The organism is Sinorhizobium prairiense (assembly GCF_029201645.2).
Taxonomy (GTDB): Bacteria; Pseudomonadota; Alphaproteobacteria; order Rhizobiales; family Rhizobiaceae; genus Sinorhizobium; species Sinorhizobium meliloti_A.
On record NZ_CP104131.1, the window covers coordinates 2,249,015 to 2,274,670 of the forward strand.

Sequence of the window (25,656 nt, forward strand, 5' to 3'; positions counted from 1 at the left end):
CCGCTGCACAGTCCCCGGGATCGCCGTCAGGCCGCGCGGCGGCGGCTCGCGGCCTGGTAAGAGGCCGCTTGCGTCTCGCCCAGTATGAACTGGGAGAGCAGCGCGTTGAGCGCCGCTGCCTCGGATGCGAGACCGTGACTGGCGGCCGTCTGCTGCTCGACCATCGCGGCGTTCTGCTGCGTGCCCTGGTCCATCGTGTTGACGGCCGTGTTGATCTCCTGGAGACCGGTCGACTGCTCGCGCGTCGCGGTCACGATTGCGCTTACATGCTTGTTGATCTCCTGCACCTCGGCGACGATCGCCTGCAGCGCCCGTCCGGTATCGCCGACCAGCGTCACGCCGGAATGCACCTGCTCGCCGGAGGTCGTGATCAGCGCCTTGATTTCCTTGGCCGCATTGGCCGAGCGTTGAGCGAGCTCGCGCACCTCCTGGGCGACGACCGCGAAACCCTTGCCCGCCTCGCCTGCCCGTGCCGCTTCGACGCCGGCATTCAGCGCCAGGAGATTGGTCTGGAAGGCGATGTCGTCGATGACGCCGATAATGTTCGAGATTTCTCCTGATGATTTCTCGATGGCATGCATGGCCTCAACCGCATTCTGCACCACTTCCCCGGACTTCTCCGCACCGGCACGGGTACGGGCGACCAGCGCACCGACTTCCTCGGCCCGGTGGGCGGAATCGCGGACGGTCGTGGTGATCTCCTCGAGCGCAGCGGCCGTTTCTTCGACGGATGCCGCCTGCTGTTCGGTTCGGCGTGCGAGGTCGTCGGCCGCCGAACGGATTTCGCTCGCACCCGCGTCGATCGCGCGGGCATTCGCGCCGACTGCGCAAAGCGCGTCGTGCAGCTTGGCGACCGAGTTGTTGAAGTCTTCCCGGAGGCGATCCAGGCGATCGGCAAAGGGACTGCCGATCCGATAGGCGAGATCGCCGTCGGCCAGCCGTCCGAGACCCGTTGCCAGCGCATCGACCGCATGCTGAACCTCGGCGGCATCGCGGGTCTTCTGCGCCTGGCGCTCGAGGCGCTCGCGCTCCGAAAGCGACCGGTTGGAATCGGCCTCGTCTTCCAGGCGCTTCCGTTCGACCGCATTGGCGCGGAAAACGGCGACGGCCGCCGCCATCGACCCGATCTGGTCGCGCCGCTCCTCACCCGGAATCATAACGTCGAGACTGCCGGCTGCGAGCTTCTCCATGGCGCCGGTCATGTCGGTTACCGGACGGATGACGAGGCGGCTCAGAAGCGTCGCGAGGAAGGCGATCATGGCGCCGACCGCCAGGATCGTGGCGATCGTCGCGGCGACGCGGAACTGGCTGATCGCCGAATAGGCGACATCCGCATCGAGCGCGAAGCCGACATACCATTCGACCGACGGGAGCCCCTTCACCGGCACGAAGCTCACGAGCATCGGCTTGCCGTCGAGTTCGGTGTGCATGATCCCGGTGCCGATCGCCGGCGTATCCGTCGGGAAGGCGTCGGCGAGCGTCTTCGTCACGAGCTTGGCATTCGGATGAACCAGTATCTGGCCATCCTTGTTGGCAAGGAACGCAAAGCCTTCGCCGCCGACATCGATGCCGTTGACCATGGAAACGAGGGCCTTCAGCGAGAAATCGCTGCCGGTCACACCGTAAAGCTTGCCTTCGTGCTTCACCGGCACAGCGGCGCTGATGATCAGGTCGCCGCTCGACGCGTCGACATAGGGTTCGGTGAGGACGCGTGCATCGGCTTTCACCGCCTGCTGATACCAGGGGCGCTGGCGCGGATCGTAGCCGTCGGGCATTTTCGAGTCCGGCCAGATCATGAACCGGCCGCTCTCGTCGCCGACATAGGTGGAGATGAATTCGCCGGTCAGCACGTCGTTCTTCAGGACGCCCTGAATGGCCGCTTCGTCAGCCACCCGGCCGGCAGCGTCCGCCGCCATCGCGGTCAGCGTCACACGGCCGTTCAGCCAGTTGGCGACGCTCTGCGCCGCCTGATTTCCGGAGGAAGCGATATCCTCCTCCACTGCTTTCGTGGTCGTGGCGCGCTGGAGGCTGTCGATATAGACGGAAAAGCCTGCAAAGGCGCCGACGACGACGCAGGACGCGGCAACGAGAATGCGCGTCATGAGATTCGATCGTTTGGACAAGGTGGGGCTCCCTGAAAGAGGCGGCAACGCCGCCGGGATGAGCTCGCGATGATCTTCCCGGGCGCGACGGATCGGCCGCTGAGCGACTTGAAGGACGGCGGGAAAACGATGGGACATGCCGCAAAGGCGGTGCCGGCAATGCTTCATGCGGCCGGGGGCCTCACGTGCCGCACAATTCCTGCGGCGCCGAAGGAGACCTACTGCGGCAGGACGCTAGCGGGAGCTATTTAAGAAGCGATTAAAATTGATGCATGCAAGTCGCGATGGCCGGAAGCGACGTGACGAATTGCCGCCTACCGGCGCATGAAGGCCTCGAACGCCGCGCGCGCCTCGGCGCTTTTCAATTGCGCGGCAAAATGCTTCGCCTCCTCCTCGATCCGGGCAAGCACATCGCTGCGATCGCCGCGAATGAGGTCGCGGGCGATGCGCAGCGCTTCCGGCGGTTTTTTTGCCAGGCGCGCTGCAGTTGATAGCGTTTCATCCTCGACGGCGGTCTCTTCCACGATCTTCCAGATAAGCCCGGCCTCGCGCGCACCGGCCGCGTCGAGCGGCTCGCCGGCAGCAAGCAGGGCAAAGGCGCGCTGATGGCCCATGATGCGCGGAGCGCTCAGGCTCGAGGCCGCTTCCGGAACGAGCGCCAGATCGACGAACGGGGTCTTGAACACCGAGCGGGCCGAGGCGACCGTCAGGTCGCAATGAAGGTGGATCGTCGTGCCGATGCCGATGGCCAGTCCGTCTACGCCGGAAACGATCGGTTTCGTCGCGCCGGCAAGCGCCCGCAGGAAGTCCAAAACCTCGTCCCCCATGCTGCCCCCCATGGCGAAGGCGAGGAAGTCGGCCATGTCGTTGCCGGCCGAGAAGCACCCTTCCGTTCCGAGGAATGCCATCGCGCGGATGGCGGGATCCGTTCCGGCGGCGGTCAGCGCCTCCGTCATCCTGGCGTACATCTGGCGCGTGATGGCGTTCTTCTTCTCCGGCCGATTGAACCGGATAAGCTGAACGCCGGGATAGGCTTCCGGCCGTTCGACGAGCACGTGGTCGGTCATGGGTTTCCCTCAGTCGAGTATGGAACGGGCTGCGGCGAGACTTTCCGCCCCGTTGACGACACGGTCCTTGAGCGCGCTCGTCTCCGAGAGCAGATTTTCCGCTGCGAAGCGGCAAAGCGCAACGCGCCGATCCTGCCTCCCGTCACCGGCTTCGGCAAGAGCGCCCTTGGCGAGATAGACTCCGGTCAGCACGAGGCCGAACAGGCGCTGATAGGCAGTCGCACCGGCGAGAGCCTCGGCGAGCTTTCCGTCGCGAAGCCTCGAAAGCAGCCAGTCGGTCGCCCCTTCGAGATCCGCAACCGCCGCATCGAGCCGTGCGGCCGTCTCGCCGAAGCCTTCCCTGTTCGACGCGGCAGCGGCAGCGGCGACCTCTCGGAGTTCGGCGATGAAGCCGCGCACCTGTGCGCCATCGGAGAGCGTCAGCTTGCGGGTGACGAGGTCGATCGCCTGAATGCCGTTGGTGCCTTCGTAGATCGGCGCGATTCGGGCGTCGCGGAGATAGCGCGCGGCCCCGGTCTCCTCGATGAAGCCCATGCCGCCATGGACCTGAATGCCCATCGAGGCGACGTCGACGCCGGCGTCGGTGGCGAAGGACTTGGCGATCGGCGTCAGCAGGCTCGAACGCTCCTGCCAGTGGCGGGCTCCCTCCCCTTGCGCGGCATGCGCCATGTCGACGGCGTGGGCGCAGGCATAGGCGATGGCGCGCGATCCCTGCGTCAGCGCTTTCATCGTCAGCAGCGTGCGGGCGATATCCGGATGCTCTATGATCGGACTCATGCCGTCGCCGCTCCACCCCGGCGCGCGGCCCTGCGTGCGCTCCTTGGCGTAGGCGATCGCTTTCTGGGTGGCGGCCTCCGCGATGGCGACGCCCTGCATCCCGACCGCGAGCCGCGCATTGTTCATCATCGTGAACATGCAGGCGAGACCGCGGTTTTCATCACCGATCAGATAGCCGATCGCCCCCTTCTCGCGGCCGAATTTCCCGTCGCCGTAGATCATGGTGCAGGTCGGCGATCCGTGGATGCCGAGTTTGTGCTCCAGCGAGTGGCAGAAAACGTCGTTGCGCTCGCCAAGCGTACCGTCCTCGTTGACGAGGAACTTCGGCACGAGAAACAGCGAAATGCCCTTCGTTCCGGATGGCGCATCGGGCAGCCGCGCGAGTACCAGATGGACGATATTGTCGGTGAAATCGTGCTCGCCCCAGGTGATGAAGATCTTCTGCCCCAGGATGCGATAGGTGCCGTCGTCGCGGCGCTCGGCGCGGGTCTTCAGCACGCCGAGGTCCGAGCCGGCATGCGGCTCGGTCAGGTTCATGGTCCCCATCCATTCGCCCGAGACCATCTTCGGCAGGAAGGTCGCCTTCAGAGCGTCGGTGCCGTGCTTCTCGAGCGCTTCGATGGCGCCCGTGGTAAGCGTCGGCGCAAGGGCGAAGGCCATCGAGCCGCTGTTCCACATTTCCATGGCGGCGACGTGCAACATGTGCGGCAGGTTCTGCCCGCCGAAAGCTTCCGGAGCCGTCAGGCCGTTCCAGCCGCCGGCGATCCAGTTGCGGTAGAGCTCCCGCCAGCCCTCCGGCGTCTTGACGGCGCCATCGACGAGCCGCGATCCCTGCCGGTCGCCCGCCTCGCCGCGCGGCGCCACCTCTTCCGAGGCGAAGCGCCCGGCCTCGCCGAGGATCGCGTCCACAAGGTCCTCGCCGAGTTCGCCGAACGTCCCGGCATCGAGAGCCTCGGACAGGCCGGCGACGTGTTTCAGGGTGAATGCGATCTCGTCGACCGGTGCCTTGTACATGGTGCTCCTCCCTGCATCCGCCGCCGTCCGCAGCGGGCGCCTTTTAGATGCGCAGCAGACTAATCATTTTTACGTGAACGTCAACGTCAACTCGCCACGGGCGGCTGGCGGTTCCGGCCAGCGAAACTGTAACAAAACTGTCATGGGCCGCGAATAGAAGCCGACTCGACCGCTCCGGGCCGAGGCACTCCGATGAACCTGATTTCACCCGAAATACCGGGCCTCGTCTGGGCCTACCGGTTCGCACCGGGCGAAAGCCGGTGTCAGCGCATAGCTGCCGATTCGCCCGTTGAAAGCCTTAAGGCAGGTGAAGATTGGGTCTGGTTGCACCTCGCGCTCAGCGACGCGCGCACACCGGCGCTGATCGAGCGCATCGGCAATCTTCCGCAGGAGGCAATCGCGACCCTTACGAGCCACGACACGCAGGCGGCGATCACGGTCGCGGATGACGTCGTGCACGGTACGCTGGTCGATTTCGAGCGGACATTCGACGCGGTGACGCAGACGATCGGCTGGCTTCATTTCGCCGTCAGCGACCGGATGATCATCACCACGCGCCTGCATCCGCTAAGGAGCATCGACCGGGTGAAGGCGGCCGTGGAAAAGAGCTCCAAATGCAGCCGCCCGATCGATCTCTTCGAAATGCTCGTCGTCGAGTTCCAGCGCACCCTGATCACGCTGGTGCTCGAATTGACGGAGGAATTGAACATCATCGAGGACCATGTCTATGGCGAGGCGGGACACAGGAAACAGCCGGGGCTGGCGCCCTTGCGACGGACCGTCGTGCGGCTGCACCGGCACTTAAGGACCGTGCTCGCCCTGCTGCGCCGGGCCGGGGCACTGGAAGAGGATGAGGTGCCGCCGGGCTTCATCGACGTGACCGAGAGGCTCTCCGATCGGCTGGAATCCGTCGACCGCGATGTGTTCGCTCTTCAGGAACGCGCACGGCTGCTGCACGAGGAAATCGACAGCAAGATTTCCTCGGAAACGAACCGCCATCTCTATATCCTCTCGCTGATGACAGCCTTCCTTCTGCCGCCGACGCTGGTGACCGGCTTTTTCGGCATGAACACGGGGGCGCTGCCCTTCTCTGAGGGCAGCGGCACCGTTTTTGCGGGAATGTTCATTGCCTCGTCGATGGGCGTTGCCTGGCTCGTGCTCAAGCGCATCGGCATTATTTGAGCGAAGCGGACCGATCAGCTATAGGGAGAATAGCACTGCCGGCGCGGGCCGTTATAGGGCTGATAGCTGTTGTCGTAAGCCCTATAGGAGCGGTAGCGATCATAGCACCATTGGATATGCCGGCTGCCGTAGCGCACCGGCGGGCGAACGGCGGGACGGCGCTCGATCACGATGCCGGGTCGGAAGGCAGCCCCCGGGTACCACCAACCGCGGTAATAGCGATAGCCGGGCCGCTGATAGCGGTACCCACGATAGCCGTTATAGTAATAGAAGTCGCCATACCGATAATAACCGCGCCGCGGCGCGTACTGAACGTCCGTGACGGCGCTCTCGACGGCAACCCGCGGGGGCAGAGGCGTGAAAGCCTGAGACGGCACCGCCGATGCCGCCAGCGTCATCGCTGCAAGCGCGCCTGAAAGCCATTTCAGTGACATCATTTCCTCCTGCCTTCGATTTCATGTACAACCGGCCCTTGCAAGGGCGACATACCAAGACTAGGGCAGAAGTCGCCGGAAGCAACCATCGCGCGCGGATGCAGCAAAGGAAAAATCTCGCCGTCGATACAATCCTGGGCGGAATCGGGCCGTCGACTTTGCCTCTTGAGGTCGGTGTACAGAAGCGTCCGCCTCGCGCAGATTGAGGCCGGGGCTGAGATTTACGACCTCTTAACTCTAAGTCGGCAATCTCAGAGAATGGAAAAGCGGGGAATCTCGATCATAGGGATGATCTTGCGCCTGGCGGTCCTCATGGGCCTGACCTTCGCGGCGGCGAACGCACGCGCGAGCGAAGTGGAGCCGTGGAAAGAGCGGCGGAACGCCCTCATCGTCGACGCTTACGAGCTGAACAGCATCGACTGGGAAGCCATGCTGAAGGACAAGCGGATAGCGGGCTTCATCGCGAAGGCTTCCGACGGCCTGCCGGAAAGCTACACCTGTACCGGTGACCACGGCGGCGATACGGTTGCACATTGCAAGACGATGTGGCGCAAATATGCGGTCAGCCGGGAACTCTATCAGACGCGCCGGATGATCGCGCGCTCGCATGGCCTGCTCTGGGGCGCCTATCATCTGGCAAGGCCCGGCAACCCCGTCGATCAGGCGAACCACTTCATCGACTATGCCGATCCGCGCGACGACGAGCTGATGGTGCTCGATATCGAAGGGATCGATCCGGAAAAATACATGTCGCTCGAAGACGCAGCAATCTTCGCCGGCCATGTGAAGGCCCGGACGGGGCGCTATCCCGTCCTCTATACCAACCACGCAACCGCGAAACACATTGCCGCCAACCGCTTCAAGCATCGACTTCTAGCGCGTCTTCCGCTCTGGTATGCGCGCTATAAGTCCGATATCCGCAAAGTCTTTCCGATGGGCAACTGGGACCGCTACGCGCTCTGGCAATTCTCGTCGGCGCATAATTGCGGAAAGAAGCGTTGCCCCTATCGGGTGCCCGGCACCCTCGACGATATAGACGTGAATGTCGCAGCGATGAGTGCATCGGCACTGAAGAGAGTCTGGCCCCATGGCGCGCTTCTTCCGGAGAAGCCGCCGGTGCTCACCGTTATCGCCTCGGCCACCGTCGGCACGATCCCGGCGTTGAATGCAAGTGCAACGGCCGCTCTTTCGCGGCCGCTCGTGATAAGCCGCGCCGAGGCGGAGAGCGGATCAGGGGCGGGCGCCGACGAGACGGTTACCGGCTCCATCGCCGTCAGGGCCGCCGAGGCACGCCTGCCCTACCAATCCGAGCGGCGGTAACTCAGGCCTCGATCTGGACGTCGCTTGTCGGCCGCGAACAGCAGGCGAGGATGTAGCCCTCCTCGATCTCATCGTCGAGAATGCCGCCATTGTGGTTCATCTCGACATCGCCGGCGATCTTCATCACCCGGCACGTGCCGCAGATGCCGCCCTCGCAGGCGGCCCCGATCCTGACGCCGTTGGCCCGGGCTGTCTGCAGAATCGTCTGGCCGGGAACGGCGGTCGCCTCCTTGCCGCTCATGGTAAAGGTCACCCGCGCCGCACCGGCCCCGGCATCGGCCGCCGGCGCCGCGGCGGGCTGGAAGCTCTCCTGGTGATAGCCGGCCATGTCGAAGCCCGCCGATTCCAGCATTGCCCGAACATTGCCCATGAACGGCTCGGGCCCGCAGCAGAAAACGGTTCTTTCCATGAAATCCGGTGCGAGCATCGGCAGCTTCGCCGCGTCGATGCGCCCGCGCAGACCATGCCAGCCATGCCGCGCTTCATGCCCCTCCACGAGGAAGCCTAGATTGAGCCGCGGCATCTGACGCGCGAGAACTTCGAGCTCCGTTCTGAAGAGGAGATCGTCCGGGCGGCGGGCGCAGGAAATGAAGGTGACATCCGTTTCCGGTGCGCAGTCGGCCATCCAGCGCGTCATCGACATCATCGGCGTGACGCCCGACCCCGCCGAAATGAAGAGATACTTTTCACCGGGATGACGGACGAAGCTGAAATCGCCGAGCGGTCCGAACGCCTTGAGCATCATGCCCGGCTTCAGATTGTCGAACATCCAGCGGGTGCCGATGCTTCCCGGCTGCGCCTTGACCGTGACCGCGACCGAAAGCGGGCGCGAGGGCGAGGATGACAGCGTATAGGTGCGCATCACCGGCTCGGCTGAGACGGGCAGTTCGAGCGTCACGAACTGCCCGGGCAGGTAGCGGAACCAGGCCGGCTTGTCGGAGCGGAAGGTGAAAGTCATCACGTCGGCGGCCTCGGCTACGGCCGACGTGCACTCCAGCATGTGCTGACGGTCTCTCCAGGGATCGAGCTCGTCGAAATGGTGAAAGGAGCGAGGCATTTCCATGGTCATGCCACCCGCGAGAGCTGCGTGGCCCCGCCCTGAAGGCGGTCCAGCATGAAGTTCGAATACCACTCGACGAACTGCATGACGCCGCCCTCGTGTTCGGCCGAATATGGACCCGGCTCATAGGCCGGCGAGCGGATCCCGAACGCGTTTTCCTCGACGATCTGCCGGTCCTGGTCGTTGGTCTCCGTCCAGACGTGCGTCAGCTCGTCTATCGTATAGTCGACGCCCTCCACCGCATCCTTGTTGACCAGCCATTTGGTCGTAACCTGCGTCAGTTCCGGCCCGAGCGGCAGAACGCGGAAGGTGATCGCATGATCGCCCAGAATGTGGTTCCAGGTCGTCGGATAATGGAAGAGGAGCAGCGTGCCGATGCCATCGGCGTCAAGCCCGGCGGAGAGCTGCCTGCGTACGGCCTTCTGTCCGGACATCGTATAGCTCTCGGCGCCGTTGATCAGCGGCATTCTCGTCATGCGGAACTGGCCGGTAGGCGCGATCCTGAAAGCGCTCGGAAGGCCCGCCGCCTCGCATTTCTGCCAATGGGCGCCGATTTCCGGGTCGTTCATCGCCCCCTGGACACCGGTGACGGTCGGCGCTTCGGGATAGGTACGGCAGAGTTCCGGATGATTGGCGGCGCAGTGGTAGCACTCGCGATTGTTCTCCCAGACCAGCTTCCAATTGCCCTTCTCGACGATTGTGCTCTCGAAGGCGACCTTCGTTTCCCCGAGGCGGTGCGGCGCGAGATAGGCCGCGACCGTCTCGCGGAACGGCCGGAAGTCCATCGGTTGTTCGGCAAGGCTGATGAAGATGTAACCGCCGACGGTTTCGCAGTGGATCGGCTTAAGACTGTGTTCGGCCGGGTCGAAGCCCTCGGGCATCTGCCGCGCGAAGAGCAGGCGGCCGTCGAGCTCGTAGGTCCACTGGTGGTAGGGACAGACGAGTTTGGCGGATGAGCCTTTGTGCTGCGTGCATACGCGCGAGCCGCGATGGCGGCACGAATTGTGCAGTGCCCGCACCGCGCCCTGTCTGTCTCGAACGATAACGACCGGGTAATCGCCGACCTGCACCGTGAAATAGTTCCCCGGCCGCGGGACTTCACAATCATGGCCGATGAACAGCCAATCCTTGTACCAGATCTGCTCCAGGTCCTGGCGATAATAATCAGGATCGACGTAGAAGGCGCGGTCGAGGCTGTAGCCTTCGCGACGGGTCTTCAGCTTGCGCAGCATTTCGGTCTGAATTTCCATGCCCTTATCCTCGTTTTCCGCCGTTTCGGAGAGGCAGGACTGGAACCCGCGCCGGCCGCATGGACCCGCAACGCAATTGGCTCCGATCCGGCTGCCCGCCGCAACCAGCTACGGTCTGTTTCTGCTTCAAGGCTGGTTTCCGGGCTCTGGAGCTGTCCGCAAGGGACCTGCCCGGCGCCTTCCCGGACGCTGTGTCCAGTGGCCTTCTGCCGTGGCTGTTCGCTCCACCACCGTTGCGGGGGCAGCGCCGGGATTTGACCGGCTTCCCAATTCTCCGCCTTCCCTTCGAGGCAGCACCTTGAGTGTCCTCATCTAAGCCTCAGGGCCGGTCCGGCAACTGCCAATAGACGACATCCGCTTCCAGAAAGACGACAGCCATTCGCGGCGCAATCGGCACGATTGGCAGACGGATATTATCCATAACAAACAAGGAAGTAGGTGAATCTCCGCGCAGCCGGCGGATTTTTCGGCAGCGCCGTTCATGGCGCGAAGGCGACTGGCCATTTTACGACACGGCCCACCGACACAAGGTCTGATCGATGCCCGCACGGCCGCAAACGAACCAATTCGTTAACTGTGATGATTTACGTTCGCTACCATCAACCCGCTTTCGGACAGGATGGCGCGACGACGCCCATGGCAAAACTCCGATATTACGACGCTGCCGACAAGGCGCCGGCCGCACCGGCGAAAGCCAAGGCTCACACCGAGTTCCTGCGGACCGGCCGGATCGATAGACGCCGGTGGATGGCGAACGAGCGTCAGTATCTCAGTTATGCCGAGGTTGCGCAGCAGACGGCGCGGAAGCTGACGACGGCGGGCGAGACGACCCACAGCCGAATCAACGGGTTTCATGCCTCGATCCAGTTCCCGAAGATGGTCTTCCATCGCACGCTCGCCAACAGTCCGCATCTCGGCTACTGCCACGTGACCGCCGCGAAAACCTGCCTCGCCAAGGGACATGAGATCACCTGGTCCTTTTATCTCGCGAACTTCTTCTGCGACCTCGGGAACGAGACCCATTTCTTCGACCGGATCCAGCCGGGCTATTCGCGCATGTATTTCGCCGTCGCGATCGAGCCCGATGCCGGCGAAGAGCGGATCGTCGTCAACCGCAACGTGCGCGGCAACGGCCTGATTTTCCGGACGCAGGATCCGAAGGTGGCGCTGAAGAACGTGCTGATGCTCGGCGCACGCGACGAAGCCTTGCGGCGGATCATTCGCAGCCTTTGACCAAGAAAATCGTTCTGTTTTTGCAATCGCTCCGTTAAGGAAGCGACGGAAAGGATCAGAACGCCATGGCCGAAATCATCGACACGCGGATCGAACCGGAGCGGGCAATCGAGACGGCTTGCGCAGTTCTTTCGGACAGGGAACCCGTGGCGATCCCCACGGAGACCGTATACGGCCTTGCCGCCGATGCCACGACCCCCGATGCGATCAGCCGCATTTACGAGATGAAGGGGCGGCCGCGGTTCAATCCGCTGATCTGTCACGTCTCCGATCTGGCGATGGCGGAGGCGCATGTGACCTTCGATCCGGTTTCGAGACGTCTGGCCGAGGCTTTTTGGCCTGGCCCCCTCACGCTGATCCTGCCGCAGCGGCGGGAAAGCACCGTGCACACGCTCGCATCCGCCGGTCTCGATACGCTCGGAATTCGGATGCCCGACGGCTTCTCGCGTCGGGTGATCGCCCGGTTCGGGCGACCTTTGGCGGCGCCGAGCGCCAACACCTCGGGCAAGATCAGTCCCACCAGTGCGGCCCATGTGCAGGCGGATCTCGGCTCCAGGCTGAAGCTCATCCTCGACGCAGGCCCGGCCGCGATCGGCCTTGAATCGACCATCGTCAAGGTCGAGAACGGAAAGCTGCGGCTGCTGAGGCCCGGGGGGCTCGACGCGGCAGAGATCGAAGCTTTGACCGGTCTCGCCATCGAGCGTCCTGAGACCGCCGGCGCCGTCATCGAGGCGCCCGGCATGCTCGCCTCGCATTACGCTCCCGGTGCCGCTGTGCGGCTCGATGCCGATGAGGTCCGGAAAGGAGAGGCCCTCATCCGCTTCGGCGGAAAGGCACTTCCCGGTGAAGGCGATGCCGCGATCGTCTTGGATCTCAGTCCGGGCGGCAGCCTGCGGGAAGCCGCGGCCAATCTTTTCGATTATATGAAAAAGGCGGATGCCAGCGGCGCCGCGACCATCGCTTTCGGCCCGATCCCGAGCGTGGGGCTCGGCGAAGCGATCATCGACCGGCTGCAGCGCGCGGCCGCGCCGCGGGGCTGATGGCCACCGGCACGCTTGAAGCAACCACGTGATCCGAGGCAGGGCCATGACCACCATACTTCCATCTCCCGAACTCATCGCCTCCTTCGTCGACATCGTCGGGCCCGGCAATGCCCTCACCGCACCCGCCGACACGGCCCCCTACCTGGTCGAGTCCCGCGGGCTCTATCACGGCACGACGCCGCTCGTGCTCAGGCCCGGCTCCGTCGAGGAAGTTTCGCTGGTCATGCGGCTTGCGAGCCAGACCCGAACGGCAGTCGTGCCGCAGGGCGGCAATACCGGACATGTGGCCGGCCAGATTCCGCGCGAGGGCAGAGCCGACGTGGTCCTTTCCCTCGAGCGGCTGAACCGCATCCGCGACATCGACCCGGTCGGCAACGTGATCGTAGCCGATGCCGGTTGTATTCTGGCGGACATCCAGAAGGCCGCCGATGACGTCGACCGGCTTTTTCCCCTGTCACTCGGCTCGGAAGGCTCCGCCCGGATCGGCGGCAATCTTTCGACCAATGCCGGCGGCACTGCCGTGCTTGTCTATGGCAATATGCGCCAGCTTTGCCTGGGGCTGGAGGTCGTGCTTCCGACCGGGGAGATCTGGAACGGGCTCAGACGCCTCAAGAAGGACAACACGGGCTACGATCTGCGCGATCTTTTCATCGGTGCCGAGGGAACGCTCGGCGTCATAACCGGCGCCGTTTTGAAGCTCTTCCCGAAACCGCGGGGTCACCAGGTGGCTTTTGCCGGCCTCAGAAGCGTCGAGGACGCACTGGCGCTTTTCGATCGGGCATCGAGCCTCTGCGGGCCGGCCCTGACGGGCTTCGAACTGATGCCGCGGCTCGGCATCGAGTTCACCACCCGGCACATCGCCGGCGTTCGAGATCCGATGGAAACGACGCATCCGTGGTACGCGCTGATCGATATCTCCACCTCGGATACCGCCGAAAGCGCGGAGCGGATGGTGCAAGACCTTCTCGAAGCGGTCAACTCCGACGGTCTCGTCGAGAACGCCGTCATCGCCCAGAACGAAGCGCAGCGCAGAGCCCTCTGGCACATGCGCGAAAGCATGTCGCCGGCACAAAAGCCCGAAGGCGGCTCGATCAAGCATGACGTTTCGGTCCCGGTATCGAGCATTCCGGCCTTCATGACGGAAGCCGATGCGCTGGTCTCCAAGGCCATTCCCGGCGCACGCATCTGCGCCTTCGGCCATATGGGCGACGGCAATATCCACTACAACATCTCCCAGCCCGTCGGCGCGGACAAGCAGGGCTTTCTCGACCGGTGGCGCGAGATCAATGCGATCGTTCACGCCGTCGTGCTCAAGCATGAGGGCTCGATATCTGCCGAGCATGGCATCGGTCAGTTGAAACGCGACGAACTCGCGGCGATCCGCTCGCCGATCGAGATCGAGCTCATGCGGCGGATCAAGCACGCCTTCGACCCGGCGGGGATCATGAACCCCGATAAGGTGCTGCGCGAGGATTGAGGCGAGTAACGACGCGTGCCGGTCCGGCCGCCGTTAAGCCCTACCCGCCCTTCCTGAGCTGCGACAGTTGGAAGAGCGTATCGGCGCTGATGCCGATATTGCTGCCGCTGCCCGAGAGCACCACCACGGCCGGATCGACTTCCATGTTGTTCTCCAGATCGTAGAGCACGGTGAAGCGCGCGAGGACCTTCTTCAGCTCGGCCGGATCGCTCAGCTTCTCGAGCTCGAGATTCTTCTCGACGATCTTTGCCTGCTGGTCGATGTCCATGGAACTGAATTCGTCGGGCAGGCTGAAGATCGTGCGGAACACTTCGGCGAGCGCATCATCGGCCAGGAGATCGTAAGCGTCGACGAGCGAGCCTGCCTGGCGCTCGAAATAGAGGGCCAGGCGGACACCTGCATTGTCCTCGCCGGCCTGTTCTTCCAGCGTCTGGTGCAGATACCGGTCGAGGGTCTCGTAAAGCCCCTGCCGCGTGACGATGACGCTCTTGTCCTCGCGCAGCACGTTGCCGCCGCGGTCGAAATTGAACGAGGTGACCAGGGCGATATAGGCCCCGGAGTTCTGCTGCTGATTGATGAAGCTCTTGGGATCGTCCAGATCGGAGGTGAAGATGTCGCGAAGGAAATCGACGGCGACATTCTCGGGATCGATGCCGTTTGCCGCCAGAGCGAAATCGACCAGGCGGGAATCGGCCAGAAATTCGTCGAGAGAAGAGAGTTTGGCGACCTCGGCCGTATAATATTCGGCATCCGCTTTGGCCTTGGTCTTGTCCTCCTCCGAGCCAAAACGGGACTTGTTGACGATGTAGGTCTTGGCGGTCTCCTGAATCAGCGTCTCCGACTGGGCCAATGCCGGAACGCCGATGTCGCCCGATGTCGTAAAGTTGAACAGCTGGGCGAGCTTCAGGTAACGCTCGTCCTTCAGCGTGTAGACGAAGCTTTCCGGATCGGTGAGATCGCTGGTCAGAACCCGCTTGATCGTCCGTGCGCTTTCGGCGTCCGGATCGAGACCGACCGCTTGCAGCGCGAAATCGTAGATCGAAGCCGTGTCGATGAAGTCGCCGACGGACGCCATCTTCTCGACGGCAAGCTTATAGGCGCCGATCGCCTTCGCGTCCGCTGCGTCGTCCTTGTCGTTGTAGCGCGTCATGTAACGGCTGGAGGTGAGTGTCGTCTGTTCCGTGGTCTGCGCCGCATCGCCCGCCGCGAGCGTGCCGTCCGCCTGGAAGTTGAAGGCCCTGGCGAGCGCCTTGTAGTTCTCGTTGCCCTTGCCGATCGTATTGATGTAGCTGTTCGGGTCGTCCGGATCGCTGGTCAGGATATTCTTGATCGTCGCCGGCACGATGGTGACCTCGTTGAGATCGAAGGCCGTGCGGATGTAGTTATAGAGGCGCGTATCGGCGACAAGCTCGCTGACGGTCGTGATGCTCGCGATCTTTTCCTCGAAATAGGCCTTGTTCAGGAGCGCTGCCTGGGGGTGATCCGGGGATTGCTGGAGACGTAGAGTTCATTCATGGTCTTCTTGTGCGCGGCGGTCTGCGCCGATCCCGCGGCCACCGTGCCGTCGGCGTTGAACTGGAAAGCCGCCGCCATGGCCAGGTAATTGCTGACCGTGGAAATCGACTTGTTGTAGGTGGCTATCTTCGCCCGGAGTTCCAGCTTTTCCGCCTCCGTCGTGCCGCTCTGCTGGAGCCTCGCCTGGGCGTCGGCTCTGGCGGCCTCGAGTTCCGACAGTCTGGGTTCGAGCACGGTTTTCTCATAGCTGCCCGGATCGTCGGCATTGCTGGAGAGAACGTTGCGGAGCGTTTCACGGGAGTACGTGCTCTCGTCGATACCGAAGACGGTGAAGACATAGGTACGCAGACGCTCATTGTTCAGAAGCTGATCGACGCTCGTTACCTTGTCGATCATGACGTTGTAGTAGCGCGTCTCTTCCTTCTGGGTTTCCCCGATGCTGGCGATACTCGTATTGTAGAGGCCGATCATCTCGTCGAGCTGCGCTTCGGTCTGGGAAACCGCCGTTCCACCGCTGAAGCTGAACGCCATCGTGAATTCGCGGTATCGTTCGTCCGTCAGCTTGTTGGCAAAGCTGTTATCGTCGGACAGGTCGCTTTCGAGCACCTTCCTCATGAAGGCGACCGACTCGATCATATCTGCCAGGCCATAGGCCTTCATCGCGTAGGAATAGAGGCGGTAGTCGGCGAGGAACTCGTCGACGGAGGCCACACTGCCGATGTTCTCCCTGTAATACTGCGTGTCGCGGGCGACGATCGTCTGCTCCGACACGCGTCTCAGGCTGAGCTTCATGTCCCGTGCGATCAGATTGTAGTCGAGATAAGTCGAAACCATGCGTCGCCCGCCAGCAAGGAACGGGGACCGCCGGCGCGCCGACATCCCCTGAAACCACTCCGATGATGGCGAAGATCGCGCAGCATGCTTGTGTGTGGCTTTCCCGCTGGAGCGGATGAGAAAGAACGGGTGCCCGTTTTCCGACCGCATCCCGCCCCGGCAAAGCACAACGAAAATGCCCGCGGTTTCATTGACGAATGAGAAACCTTGCGGCCTCGGCTTTTGCTAACCATCGGAGACAGCAAAGTTTTTTTAACCGCGAATTTTAAGCCGCCCGGAACGGAGCCCGCCTATCCTCGGCCCCTAGAGGACGAAAAGTCCCGAGAGGAAAGCCGGAAACGGCTCTCAAGGAAAAACAAGGGCGATATGAAATGCGCAATACACTCTCTCAGCCGGCTTGGGTCGGAAACACGCTCAGACTTGACCCGAAGCGCTTTCCGCAGCAAGCAAGCTACGTGCTGCGCGGGCACACGGGGAATGTCAGCATCAGCCTTGACGAGCGTGGCGCTGTTCTGCGCAAGGTGCTACCATTCAGCGGCCTGCCGCTTTCGATCGCTCTGCCGGCGCGAGCTTTCAAGGGTGTGGCGGCACGGGCAATCGACCATGGCGACGGGGAGGTTACAGTGACGCTCGAACTTCATCACGATGATCCGGATCTCTGTATCCCGCTGCTCGTGGCTCATGATCTTTCGGACATCGCAGCCGATTGGCGCGCCTGGGCCGAAGCCTATCGCATTCCGATGCTCATGGTGGAAGCCGACGGGGTCGCACGGCCGCTCGAGGAACATATCGGCGATGTTCGCACCGCTCCCGCAAAGCCGCGCCGCCGCCATTCCTTTTTCGCCGAGCGCCGGCCGCGCTTTCTCGTGCGCCGCTCCACCGGCAGTCTCGGCATCCAGATGAAGATCGACGGCCGCGAAATCATCGCCCGGGCGTGACCGCAGCGTCCAAGCCACAAGACATCGATCAGCAAGCCGGCCCTTCGGCGCTCCGCGCCTTAGGGCCGGCTTCTGCGTTCAAATGAGCCGCACGAGAAGCGAGAGCACAAGTCCGGCAAAGATGATCAGGCCGACGACGCCGTTGAACTTGAACAGCGCCAGACATTGTAGCGGATCGTGAATGTTCAATACGAGAATCTGATAGGCGAGCATCACCGCGGCCACCAGAAGCCCGATATAGGCGAAAAATCCGGCGCCGGCGGACAGGAAGGCGAAAAGTATCAGGAAAACCGCAATCCCGTATAGCCCGATAAGCCAGGGCCGCGGGTTGTCGCCGAAGCGGCGGGCGGTCGAGCGAACGCCGATCAGCTCGTCATCCTCCCTGTCCTGATAGGCATAGATCGTATCATAACCGATGGTCCAGGCGATGGCGGCAACGTAGAGGATGATCGCGGCCAGGGAGAGGCTGCCGAACTCAGCGGTCCAGCCCATGATCGCGCCCCAGGAGAAGGCGAGCCCCAGGAAAAACTGCGGCCAGTCCGTGAAGCGCTTGGCGAAAGGATAGATCGCGACCAGCGCCAGCGAAAGGAAGCCGAGAAAAATCGTGAAACCATTGAACTGCAGCAGCACGACGAGGCCCACAAGGGCCTGCAACAGCATGAATGCCTTCGCCTGAAAACGGGCGACGCGGCCGGAAGGCAGCGGTCGGGAGCGCGTACGTGCCACTTCCATGTCGATGTCGTGATCGACGATGTCGTTGTAGGTACAGCCGGCGCCGCGCATGGCAATCGCTCCGACAACGAACAGAAAGACATGGAAGAGAAATCGCCCAGCCGAAAAGCTGCCGAGCGATGCCGCCGTTCCGGACGCCAAGGCCGCCGACCAGAGGCACGGCCACAAGAGCAATTGCCAGCCGATCGGCCGGTCCCAACGCGCGAGCTGCGCATAGGGCCACAGCGCTCGCGGCAGAACCCGATAGACCCAATTGTTGGACGGCGCGTCGTGCACGCGGCCGGAATCGATGGAAGAACTGTTCATGGCCTCTGTTTGGCCCCGCAAAACCTGCCGGTCAAGCGCTCCATTTCATCCCGCCGCCATCCAGGCCGACCCGTCAGGGGAGCGTGAAATCGAAGCGATAGGTCGCGGTCACCCCGACGAGGAACTGGTCGGGGCTGCCGCGCTCGCGTACGAGGCTTGAATCGGCGGCAGCGCCCATCAATCGCCGATATTCGGCATAGACACCCGTTTCGAGCTTCTCGGTCGCCATCCAGTTGATCTCCGCCCCGAACCCCGCGGAGTGAATACCGCCACCCGGATCATAGGTGCCGAGTCCCGAAGCAGCGGACTCCGCTGCGTTGACGCCATAATAGGCGTCGAAATAATCGCTCGATGCCGCCGTCAACCGCGGTCCGGCGGAAATGCGGACGGTTTCGCCGAGATCGGCGAAAGCATCCGCCGCGACATCGGCGACGACCCCGTGATGGCTGCGGATACCCTGACGTATCTCTGCGCGAAGGCGCATCCAGTCCGTGGGGTAGACTTCCGCGAAACCGCCGATTTCGCCGCCGAATTTCGGATGGTCGAGGCCTTTAAGATCGCTCGAATCGTCCTCGTCACGCTCGAAAATCAATTTGCCGACGGCGCCAGCGCGAAAATGTCCCTGGTCGAGCAGGGCGTAGGACATGTTGTCGTTGCGCGACGAAAAGCGCACGGCGCTGCCAGCCTTGCCGAGCGAAACGAGCGGCGCCGCCTGAAGCATGCGCTTCGAACCGCCTTCATACTCCGGACCGAGAAAACCAGTGGCGCCTATCTTCAGATACCAGTCTCCAGACCAGGGGTACCGGCGTTCTTCGGCGGCAACGACTCCGGCTGCAAGAAGAAAAACCTGAGACGCAAGAAAAACAACACGAGTTCTCATCTATACTCCGAAGAATAGTTTATTGGTCTGGGAAACCCAGGACGTGACTCAAGCACGTATAATGCGTGGCTACCCATTCATACAACGCCTTCTTATCTTCGGCAAGTCCATGAGATTTCGTTAACCCGATCTGTTGAGCTTCGGGATTCATACCGAACCGCGGCTACTTCGCAAATTGAACTAGGGCCTGTTGAGATTCAATTTTGAGTTCATGACGGCTGCTGCGAGATGGATAACGGCGTTGAAGCTCTGGTCGGTTTTGTCGGCACGCATGGCGATGCGCTGAATTCCTCGCGTAACGACCGTGCGCCACTGCATGTTGATCGTAGCCGGTCAATGGACAGAAACAGCAGCAGCTCAAAGGGCTACAGCGACCTTTGCGCGTCTCATAAGACGCGCGGCGCTGTAGGAAACGTATCGGAGGACTGCAACCTCTCCTCTCCTCCCCTCATCCCTGTGCTCGTCACAGGGATCCAGCAGCGCCGCGTCCGCGGCGCGGGAAGAGCCTTTCCAGCCCAAGGACTTGGTCTGGCTGGATTCCTGTGACAAGCACAGGAATGAGGACCGGGGATGTGGGGTTCCTGCAACATTCGCTTGCGAATATGCGAGGGGATGGTCAGCCTGTGACGCGATGAAACGCGCCGAGGGACCGCACCCTCTCGGCCCTCATTCCTGTGCTCGTCACAGAGATCCAGCAGCGCCGCGTCTGCGGCGCGGGGAATGAGGAAATCAAACAGGCCGCCGCGGGTGGCTCGAATTTCAACAGGCCTTGGCGCATTTCAACGAAAATTGCCGACGCCGTTCAGGTCCGCTGGTCACGCAGATAGACGCTCGGCGGCGCACCCAGCATGCGGCGGAACATGGTCGTGAAAGCTGCGACGTTCTCGTAACCGGCGTCGAGCGCCACCGTGGTGATCGGCTCGCCGTCCGCAATGCGCGGCAGCGAGGCGAAGATGCAGGCATGCTGGCGCCACGTGACGAAGCTCACGCCCGTCTCCTGCCGGAAGAGCCGCGTGAAGGAACGCCGGCTGATGCCCATGCGCGCCGCCCACGCGTCGATATTCGCGGATGCCGACGGCGCCTCCAGAAATTGCCGGCAGAGGGCTGCAAGCTTGCGGTCGCGCGGGAAAGGCAGGCCTAAAGGTCGCTGGTTGAGCCGCGGTATTTCCGTGAGCAGCAATTCCATGATCAGGCTTTCGCGCCGTTCGGACGACGCTTCGTTCCCGGCGCCGACGAGTTCGTCGATGAGGCTGCCGACGAGCGCGCTCATTTCCAGGACGAGGGGCCGGCGCGCTTCGCTTGCCTCCGGCGGGATGTAGATGGAATGCATACGCACATCGCTGACCATCTCGGCCGAATGTTCGATTCCCGCGGGAACCAGCAGGGCGTGTCCCGGGGGAATCATCCAGCGTCCCTCCGACGTATAGACGAGCACCACCCCCGAACGCGCCCACCAGAGTTGCGTCCGGCTGTGGCTGTGGGAGGGCACGGTGAGCCCGCAGGCGTAGTCCCTCCCGATCGCGAGAACGGGCGCGTTCGCCTTCTCGATCCATTCCAGGCTTCTGAAATGGTCCGCGTCCGGCAACTTTGGCAGGTGATGTCGGTCGGATTTCGCCATATGGCCCACTCTCGAAAGAACTCGACCAAATCACAAAAGCAGGCCAGCGACAACCCGTCTAGAGATGGCCGAAAAGGCTCCGTTGGCGAGCCGCCCCCTAAGGAAACATTCTCCATGGCAACGGTCACGTCGGCGGGCACCATCAGCCCGGAAAAGACAGCATTTTCGGTCATCCTGGCGGTCAGCTTCTGTCATATGCTGAACGACATCATGCAATCGCTGCTGACGGCGCTCTATCCTTTGCTCAAGGAAAACTACGCGCTCGATTTCGTCCAGATCGGCCTTCTGACGTTCACGTTTCAGGTGACGGCGTCGATGCTGCAGCCGGCCATCGGCATCGTGACGGATCGCTGGGCGCTACCCTATTCGCTGCCGTTCGCCATGCTCTCGACCTGCATGGGTCTCCTGCTTCTCGCCAATGCCGACCACTTCTGGATGCTTCTCCTGGCAGCGAGCCTGATCGGCATCGGGTCGGCGATCTTCCACCCCGAATCCTCCCGCGTGGCCCGGCTTGCGTCGGGCGGCCGCCACGGGCTGGCTCAGTCGCTGTTCCAGGTCGGCGGCAATGCCGGAAGCGCGCTTGGCCCGCTGCTGGCCGCATTCATCGTGCTCCCTTTCGGCCAGGGCAGCCTCGGCTGGTTCTCCATCGTCGCCATCACCGGGTTCTTCGTGCTTTCCTGGGTGAGCATGTGGTACGTCCGCCACCGCCGCGCGACCATGAGCCGTCCCGTCCCCAGCCGCGCGCTGCCCTTGCCGAAGGCGCGGGTCCTGTGGACGATCGCGATCCTCGTCCTGCTGACGGCTACGAAGAACGTCTATCTCACCAGCATCTCTAGCTATTTCACCTTCTTCGTCATTGAAAGGTTCGGCACCAGCGTACAGCAGGCGCAGCTGATGCTGTTCCTCTTCCTCGGTTCGGCGGCCGCAGGAACCTTCCTCGGCGGCCCGATCGGCGATCGATACGGCGCCCGCTTCGTCATCTGGTTCTCGATCCTCGGGGTCGTTCCGTTCACCCTTCTCTTGCCTTATGCGAACCTGTTCTGGACGGGCGTACTGAGCGTCATCATCGGCCTCATCTTCTCGTCCGCTTTCTCGGCGATCGTCGTCTTCGCGCAGGAACTCGTTCCGGGCCGGGTGGGGCTCATCGCCGGCGTTTTCTTCGGTTTCGCCTTCGGCGCCGGCGGCATGGGCGCCGCGGTCCTCGGCGTCTTCGCCGATCGGCAGGGCATCGAGTTCGTCTATAAGATCTGCTCCTATCTGCCGCTCCTCGGGTTGCTCACCGTATTTCTGCCGAAGCTGCCGGCGCGATGAACAGGCGTGCGGGCGCCTCGCGCCCGCACGATCTTGCTCCGGACGTAAGCATTCCTCAATCATTGCCGGATAGCGTCCGGCGATGGGGGTGTGCAGGGGCAGAACATGAAGGCACGCAGGGCTATTTCCGTCTTTCTGGCGACACTGCTTTGCGCTTCTGCGAGCCGCGCCGAAACGCTCAACCTGCTTATCTGGGAAGACTATATCGCCGAGAGTCTCATCGACCGCTGGACCGAAAAGACGGGCGTTTCCATCCGCCAGATCAATTTCGACAGCGACGATGCCCGCGACGAGATTCTTGCCGATCCGGGCCGTAACATCGATCTGGTCATCGTCGATGAGAACGGCGCGACGCTTTTCGGACGGAAGGGCATCATCGAGCCGCTCTCCGAGACCAATCTGCCCGCGATCGCGGACTATGCGCCGCAATGGCGCAAATCCTGCGCCGGTTACGGCCTTCCCTACTTCTGGGGCACGGTCGGCATCCTCTATCGCTCCGATGTGGTCACGCCGCCACCGACATCCTGGCGTGACATGATGCGTCCGGCACCGGCGTTGGAGAAGCACATCGCCATGTTCGCCGACCACAGCGAGATTTTCGTGCCACCGCTGATGCTGCTCGGCGCCTCCGTCAATGCCGACGACACGGCAACGCTGAAGGCCGCATTCGCGCTCCTGAAGACGCAGGCCCCATCCGTGCTGACCTACGACTACGTCGTCACCTCGATCCAGGATCCGGCCTTGGCCGGAAATATTTATCTGGCGCTGGGCTATAGCGGCGATCAGCATGTGCTCAACAGTAAAGCCGGCAAGGCGGGGCTATGGCGCTACGCGGTCCCGAAAGAGGGCACGTTGTCGTGGCTCGACTGTTTTTCCGTCACGGCCGCATCCCCTCGCAAGCAAAGGGCTCTCGAATTCCTGAATTTCATCGGGTCGCCGGAGGCCGCCGCTGCCAACGCGATCGCGCTCAACATGCCGACCGCAAGCAGCGCGGCGCTCAAGCTCCTTCCGGAGACCATGCGCTCCGATCCGGAAATCTACCCGCCGTCCGAAATCATGGCGAAAAACCAGCATCACCAGGAACTGTCCGTCAGGTCGATCGAAGCGCGCCGGCGAATCATCAACACGTTGGCGAACTTCCAGTGACCCTCGGCAAGCGTGCGCTCATCCTCATCTTTCCGGTCGTGCTGGCGGGTTATCTTCTCGCGGCTCTCTCCGTACACGTCGCCCAGAGCCGTTCCATCCGCGCACTCGAGCACGCCAAGCTCTCACAACGGCTCGAACATGCCGCCTCCGTCTTCCAGAACGAGGTTCGGCGCAGCCGCGGTGCCCTCAACGCGCTTTTGAGCGGCAACGCGCTGCGGCAATACGTGGCCGAAACCGACAAGAAATATCGCGCCAATGCGCTCGGTGTGCGGCTGCAGGAGAGCCTGACGTCGCTGTCCGACGACCCTGCGGGGTTTATCTCCCTGGCTGTTCTCAACAGCAAGCTGGAAACGGAGTACTACTTCGAGAACAGTTGGGATCCCTTTGCGGAAATCGATCCGGCACAGCTCGATCTCGCGCGGCAGTTGCTCAACGGATCGAAACTCGGCGACTGGAGCTATCTCGACTCCGCCGGCGACCGGCCGCGAATCGTCTATTCGCTGTTCGTCGATCCGGTAACCTTTGGCCGGCCGGCTCCCAGCAACAGGGCAAATGCGCTGCTGATGCAGGTTGCGGTACAGCCCGACCGCTTTCTCAGGCTGCTGGCCCCGCTGAAAAGGGAATATGGCGCCGATATCGTCCTCCAGCCGTGGCCGCTTGCCGTGACCGACGATCTGTCGGCAAGCGTTCCTCTCGGGCCTGCCTTGCATGCGACGCTGACGGTTTCTGATGCGCATTTCGAAGCCCAGATGATGCGCCAGAAAGTGCTCCTCGCCCTCGGCGCATTGGCCATGAGCCTCTTTTCGATCTGGCTGATCATCGTGCTCATCCGCCGCTTCATCACGGGGCCGATCGCAACGCTCGATACCAATGTCATGGCGGTCATGGCCGGCGCGCGCGAGGAAATCGCCGAGGTGGACGAGGCCGGCGAAATCGGCCGTCTGACCCGAAACATCCGGGAGATGCATCGACAATCCGTCCAGTCGCTCCAACTCGTGCAGCGGAGTTCCTGGACCGACACGTTGACGGGCATCAGCAACCGGGGACGCTTCAACATGCTTGCCGCGCAGGCCGTCCAGGAGGCTGTCGCATCCGTCGAGAAATGCAGCCTGCTTTTCATCGACATCGACAACTTCAAGTTCGTCAACGACAAGCACGGCCACGATGTCGGCGACGAGCTCTTGAAAACGCTCGCCGCCCGGATCGCACGCGATGTCGGAGCGATCACGCGCAGGCGCGGACAGGAGCCGGCCATCCTCGCGCGGCTCTCCGGCGACGAGTTCGCGGTTCTGTTACGTTCGCAGCTCGGCGACGGCGCGGTGCGGGAGGTTTGCGGCGCGATCCTCGCCCTGTTTTCAGACGGGTTCGAGCTTTCCGGCAAGCGTTATCCGGTCACGGCAAGCATCGGCGTTGCCGCATGTCCTGATGATGCGAGCTCGGTCGCGGAGCTGATCTCGAATGCCGACGCCGCCATGTACCAGGCGAAGAGCGCCGGCAAGAACCGGTCCGCCCGCTTCTCCCGCGCGCTCAACGACAAGCGCACCCGCCAGCGGCAGATCCAGGATGAGCTGCGCGCGCTCGATCCCGACGAGCAGTTTCACCTTGTCTACATGCCGATCGTCGACGCCGGCGGAAAAGTCACCGGCTGCGAGGCTCTGTTGCGCTGGCACTCGCCGGTCCTGGGGCATGTGACGCCCGACGAATTCGTTCCGATAGCCGAGAGCTCCGGTCTGTTCACGAAAATCGACTGGTGGGTTATCGACAAGGCGATGTCGGATTGCCACCAGCTGAAGGCGCTGTTCGGCCCCGATACGGTTCTGGCGATCAACATCTCCTCGGCCGAACTGCACTCTAAGTCGATCAACGACCATTTTTCGGACTGCCTCGCGCGCCACGGCCTGGAGGCGCGATCGATCGACATCGAGCTCACCGAAACATTCGCCGTCCAGATCAGCGATCAATTGCGCCTGAACATGGAAGAGCTCAGGAGCAAAGGCTTCCGGCTCTCGATAGACGACTTCGGCGCCGGCTACACATCGGTTCAGCAGATCATCGATTATGCCGCCGACACGATCAAACTCGACCGGGCGCTCGTCTCCAACCTGGCCGCTTCGCGATCGCTGGCGGTACTCAAAGCGGTCGTCGCGCTGTGCCACGCGAAGGAGATGACCGTGGTCGGCGAAGGCGTCGATACGCCGGAAAAGCTCGCCATGCTGACGGCGGCGGGCTGCGACCGCTTTCAGGGCTATCTGATCAGCAAGCCGCTCCCGCTCAACGAGCTGGCGATCTGGGCACTCTCCCGGGTCGCGCTCCACGCAGACAAGCCGGCTGACGACGACGGCTGGCCGGTGGCTGCAAGCCGGCGCTGACGTCACTCCCGACAGAAGCACGCTGGCTGGCACCAGGAAATTTGCAGC

The 25,656-nt window shown here is 62.8% G+C and carries 18 protein-coding genes, 1 pseudogene and 1 riboswitch; of the genes and pseudogenes, 9 read left to right on the forward strand and 10 right to left on the reverse strand.

What is annotated here, in order from left to right; all coding sequences use genetic code 11:
* Positions 1 to 26: 26 nt before the first annotated feature.
* From mcpU to N0Q91_RS13545, 3 genes are all read right to left on the reverse strand, one after another.
* A complete protein-coding gene (mcpU, locus tag N0Q91_RS13535) occupies positions 27 to 2,123 on the reverse strand; it encodes a methyl-accepting chemotaxis protein McpU (RefSeq protein WP_448131175.1) in 2,097 nt (698 codons plus the stop codon).
* A gap of 293 nt (positions 2,124 to 2,416) precedes the next feature.
* On the reverse strand, positions 2,417 to 3,169 hold the full coding sequence (locus N0Q91_RS13540; RefSeq protein WP_275596644.1) for a crotonase/enoyl-CoA hydratase family protein: 753 nt from the start codon (positions 3,167 to 3,169) through the stop codon (positions 2,417 to 2,419).
* Between the two features lie 9 nt (positions 3,170 to 3,178).
* Complete coding sequence (locus N0Q91_RS13545) at positions 3,179 to 4,960, reverse strand: acyl-CoA dehydrogenase family protein (RefSeq protein ID WP_275596645.1); 1,782 nt, start codon at positions 4,958 to 4,960, stop codon at positions 3,179 to 3,181.
* Positions 4,961 to 5,152: 192 nt separating this feature from the next.
* Between N0Q91_RS13545 and N0Q91_RS13550 the strand changes: the two genes are divergently transcribed.
* Positions 5,153 to 6,142 carry a transporter gene (locus N0Q91_RS13550; protein WP_275596646.1) on the forward strand — a complete coding sequence of 330 codons (990 nt, stop codon included), beginning with the start codon at positions 5,153 to 5,155 and terminating at the stop codon, positions 6,140 to 6,142.
* Positions 6,143 to 6,156: 14 nt separating this feature from the next.
* On the opposite strand, the gene N0Q91_RS13555 is transcribed toward N0Q91_RS13550, so the two are convergent.
* Positions 6,157 to 6,576, reverse strand: coding sequence for a BA14K family protein (locus tag N0Q91_RS13555; protein WP_275596647.1), 420 nt, complete (start codon positions 6,574 to 6,576; stop codon positions 6,157 to 6,159).
* Between the two features lie 258 nt (positions 6,577 to 6,834).
* On the opposite strand from N0Q91_RS13555, the gene N0Q91_RS13560 reads away from it, so the two are divergent.
* Positions 6,835 to 7,896 carry a glycoside hydrolase family 25 protein gene (locus tag N0Q91_RS13560; protein WP_275596648.1) on the forward strand — a complete coding sequence of 354 codons (1,062 nt, stop codon included), beginning with the start codon at positions 6,835 to 6,837 and terminating at the stop codon, positions 7,894 to 7,896.
* Between the two features lies 1 nt (position 7,897).
* On the opposite strand, the gene N0Q91_RS13565 is transcribed toward N0Q91_RS13560, so the two are convergent.
* Together N0Q91_RS13565 and N0Q91_RS13570 are read right to left on the reverse strand one after the other, a co-directional pair.
* The gene (locus N0Q91_RS13565; RefSeq protein ID WP_275596649.1) at positions 7,898 to 8,965 is read right to left on the reverse strand and encodes an FAD-binding oxidoreductase; all 1,068 of its coding nucleotides are present in this window, start codon (positions 8,963 to 8,965) and stop codon (positions 7,898 to 7,900) included.
* Positions 8,962 to 10,206: an aromatic ring-hydroxylating oxygenase subunit alpha gene (locus tag N0Q91_RS13570; RefSeq protein WP_275596650.1), complete on the reverse strand. Its 1,245-nt coding sequence runs from the start codon at positions 10,204 to 10,206 to the stop codon at positions 8,962 to 8,964. Before N0Q91_RS13570 ends, N0Q91_RS13565 begins: the two co-directional genes overlap by 4 nt.
* Positions 10,207 to 10,319: 113 nt before the next feature.
* Positions 10,320 to 10,522: riboswitch (cobalamin riboswitch) on the reverse strand.
* A 320-nt stretch (positions 10,523 to 10,842) separates the two neighbouring features.
* On the opposite strand from N0Q91_RS13570, the gene N0Q91_RS13575 reads away from it, so the two are divergent.
* The 3 genes from N0Q91_RS13575 to N0Q91_RS13585 all read left to right on the forward strand — a co-directional run bounded on the left by N0Q91_RS13575 (position 10,843) and on the right by N0Q91_RS13585 (position 13,959).
* Complete coding sequence (locus N0Q91_RS13575; protein ID WP_275596651.1) at positions 10,843 to 11,439, forward strand: DUF6656 family protein; 597 nt, start codon at positions 10,843 to 10,845, stop codon at positions 11,437 to 11,439.
* Between the two features lie 65 nt (positions 11,440 to 11,504).
* On the forward strand, positions 11,505 to 12,479 hold the full coding sequence (locus N0Q91_RS13580; RefSeq protein ID WP_275596652.1) for an L-threonylcarbamoyladenylate synthase: 975 nt from the start codon (positions 11,505 to 11,507) through the stop codon (positions 12,477 to 12,479).
* 46 nt (positions 12,480 to 12,525) lie between these two features.
* The gene (locus N0Q91_RS13585; protein WP_275596653.1) at positions 12,526 to 13,959 is read left to right on the forward strand and encodes an FAD-binding oxidoreductase; all 1,434 of its coding nucleotides are present in this window, start codon (positions 12,526 to 12,528) and stop codon (positions 13,957 to 13,959) included.
* A 40-nt stretch (positions 13,960 to 13,999) separates the two neighbouring features.
* Here N0Q91_RS13585 and N0Q91_RS13590 read toward each other — a convergent pair.
* A pseudogene (locus tag N0Q91_RS13590) lies at positions 14,000 to 16,308 on the reverse strand (DUF1217 domain-containing protein).
* Positions 16,309 to 16,679: 371 nt separating this feature from the next.
* Here N0Q91_RS13590 and N0Q91_RS13595 point away from each other — a divergent pair.
* Positions 16,680 to 17,246, forward strand: coding sequence for a DUF6101 family protein (locus N0Q91_RS13595; protein ID WP_100669217.1), 567 nt, complete (start codon positions 16,680 to 16,682; stop codon positions 17,244 to 17,246).
* A 78-nt stretch (positions 17,247 to 17,324) separates the two neighbouring features.
* On the opposite strand, the gene ubiA is transcribed toward N0Q91_RS13595, so the two are convergent.
* From ubiA to N0Q91_RS13610, 3 genes are all read right to left on the reverse strand, one after another.
* Positions 17,325 to 18,284 (reverse strand): 4-hydroxybenzoate octaprenyltransferase, encoded by a 960-nt coding sequence (gene ubiA / locus N0Q91_RS13600; protein ID WP_275596654.1) that lies wholly within the window; start codon positions 18,282 to 18,284, stop codon positions 17,325 to 17,327.
* A gap of 73 nt (positions 18,285 to 18,357) precedes the next feature.
* Positions 18,358 to 19,164 (reverse strand): MipA/OmpV family protein, encoded by an 807-nt coding sequence (locus N0Q91_RS13605; protein WP_275596655.1) that lies wholly within the window; start codon positions 19,162 to 19,164, stop codon positions 18,358 to 18,360.
* Between the two features lie 802 nt (positions 19,165 to 19,966).
* The gene (locus N0Q91_RS13610; protein WP_018094407.1) at positions 19,967 to 20,782 is read right to left on the reverse strand and encodes an AraC family transcriptional regulator; all 816 of its coding nucleotides are present in this window, start codon (positions 20,780 to 20,782) and stop codon (positions 19,967 to 19,969) included.
* 114 nt (positions 20,783 to 20,896) lie between these two features.
* On the opposite strand from N0Q91_RS13610, the gene N0Q91_RS13615 reads away from it, so the two are divergent.
* The 3 genes from N0Q91_RS13615 (at position 20,897) to N0Q91_RS13625 (ending at position 25,608) form a co-directional block, all read left to right on the forward strand.
* The gene (locus N0Q91_RS13615) at positions 20,897 to 22,093 is read left to right on the forward strand and encodes an MFS transporter (protein ID WP_018094406.1); all 1,197 of its coding nucleotides are present in this window, start codon (positions 20,897 to 20,899) and stop codon (positions 22,091 to 22,093) included.
* Between the two features lie 105 nt (positions 22,094 to 22,198).
* Complete coding sequence (locus N0Q91_RS13620; RefSeq protein ID WP_275596656.1) at positions 22,199 to 23,239, forward strand: polyamine ABC transporter substrate-binding protein; 1,041 nt, start codon at positions 22,199 to 22,201, stop codon at positions 23,237 to 23,239.
* Positions 23,236 to 25,608, forward strand: a complete 2,373-nt coding sequence (locus N0Q91_RS13625; protein ID WP_275596657.1) for a putative bifunctional diguanylate cyclase/phosphodiesterase — start codon at positions 23,236 to 23,238, stop codon at positions 25,606 to 25,608. Before N0Q91_RS13620 ends, N0Q91_RS13625 begins: the two co-directional genes overlap by 4 nt.
* Positions 25,609 to 25,656: the final 48 nt, after the last annotated feature.

Excerpts from the sequence above, each read along its gene's own strand:
- N0Q91_RS13580 (WP_275596652.1), top strand. The coding sequence starts at position 11,505 with ATGGCCGAAATCATCGACACGCGGATCGAACCGGAGCGGGCAATCGAG.
- N0Q91_RS13610 (WP_018094407.1), bottom strand. The coding sequence starts at position 20,782 with ATGGCGAAATCCGACCGACATCACCTGCCAAAGTTGCCGGACGCGGAC.
- ubiA (WP_275596654.1), bottom strand. The coding sequence starts at position 18,284 with ATGAACAGTTCTTCCATCGATTCCGGCCGCGTGCACGACGCGCCGTCC.
- N0Q91_RS13620 (WP_275596656.1), top strand. The coding sequence starts at position 22,199 with ATGAAGGCACGCAGGGCTATTTCCGTCTTTCTGGCGACACTGCTTTGC.
- N0Q91_RS13585 (WP_275596653.1), top strand. The coding sequence starts at position 12,526 with ATGACCACCATACTTCCATCTCCCGAACTCATCGCCTCCTTCGTCGAC.
- N0Q91_RS13570 (WP_275596650.1), bottom strand. The coding sequence starts at position 10,206 with ATGGAAATTCAGACCGAAATGCTGCGCAAGCTGAAGACCCGTCGCGAA.
- N0Q91_RS13605 (WP_275596655.1), bottom strand. The coding sequence starts at position 19,164 with ATGAGAACTCGTGTTGTTTTTCTTGCGTCTCAGGTTTTTCTTCTTGCA.
- N0Q91_RS13565 (WP_275596649.1), bottom strand. The coding sequence starts at position 8,965 with ATGACCATGGAAATGCCTCGCTCCTTTCACCATTTCGACGAGCTCGAT.
- N0Q91_RS13545 (WP_275596645.1), bottom strand. The coding sequence starts at position 4,960 with ATGTACAAGGCACCGGTCGACGAGATCGCATTCACCCTGAAACACGTC.
- N0Q91_RS13560 (WP_275596648.1), top strand. The coding sequence starts at position 6,835 with ATGGAAAAGCGGGGAATCTCGATCATAGGGATGATCTTGCGCCTGGCG.
- N0Q91_RS13550 (WP_275596646.1), top strand. The coding sequence starts at position 5,153 with ATGAACCTGATTTCACCCGAAATACCGGGCCTCGTCTGGGCCTACCGG.
- N0Q91_RS13615 (WP_018094406.1), top strand. The coding sequence starts at position 20,897 with ATGGCAACGGTCACGTCGGCGGGCACCATCAGCCCGGAAAAGACAGCA.
- N0Q91_RS13555 (WP_275596647.1), bottom strand. The coding sequence starts at position 6,576 with ATGTCACTGAAATGGCTTTCAGGCGCGCTTGCAGCGATGACGCTGGCG.
- N0Q91_RS13595 (WP_100669217.1), top strand. The coding sequence starts at position 16,680 with ATGCGCAATACACTCTCTCAGCCGGCTTGGGTCGGAAACACGCTCAGA.
- N0Q91_RS13540 (WP_275596644.1), bottom strand. The coding sequence starts at position 3,169 with ATGACCGACCACGTGCTCGTCGAACGGCCGGAAGCCTATCCCGGCGTT.
- N0Q91_RS13575 (WP_275596651.1), top strand. The coding sequence starts at position 10,843 with ATGGCAAAACTCCGATATTACGACGCTGCCGACAAGGCGCCGGCCGCA.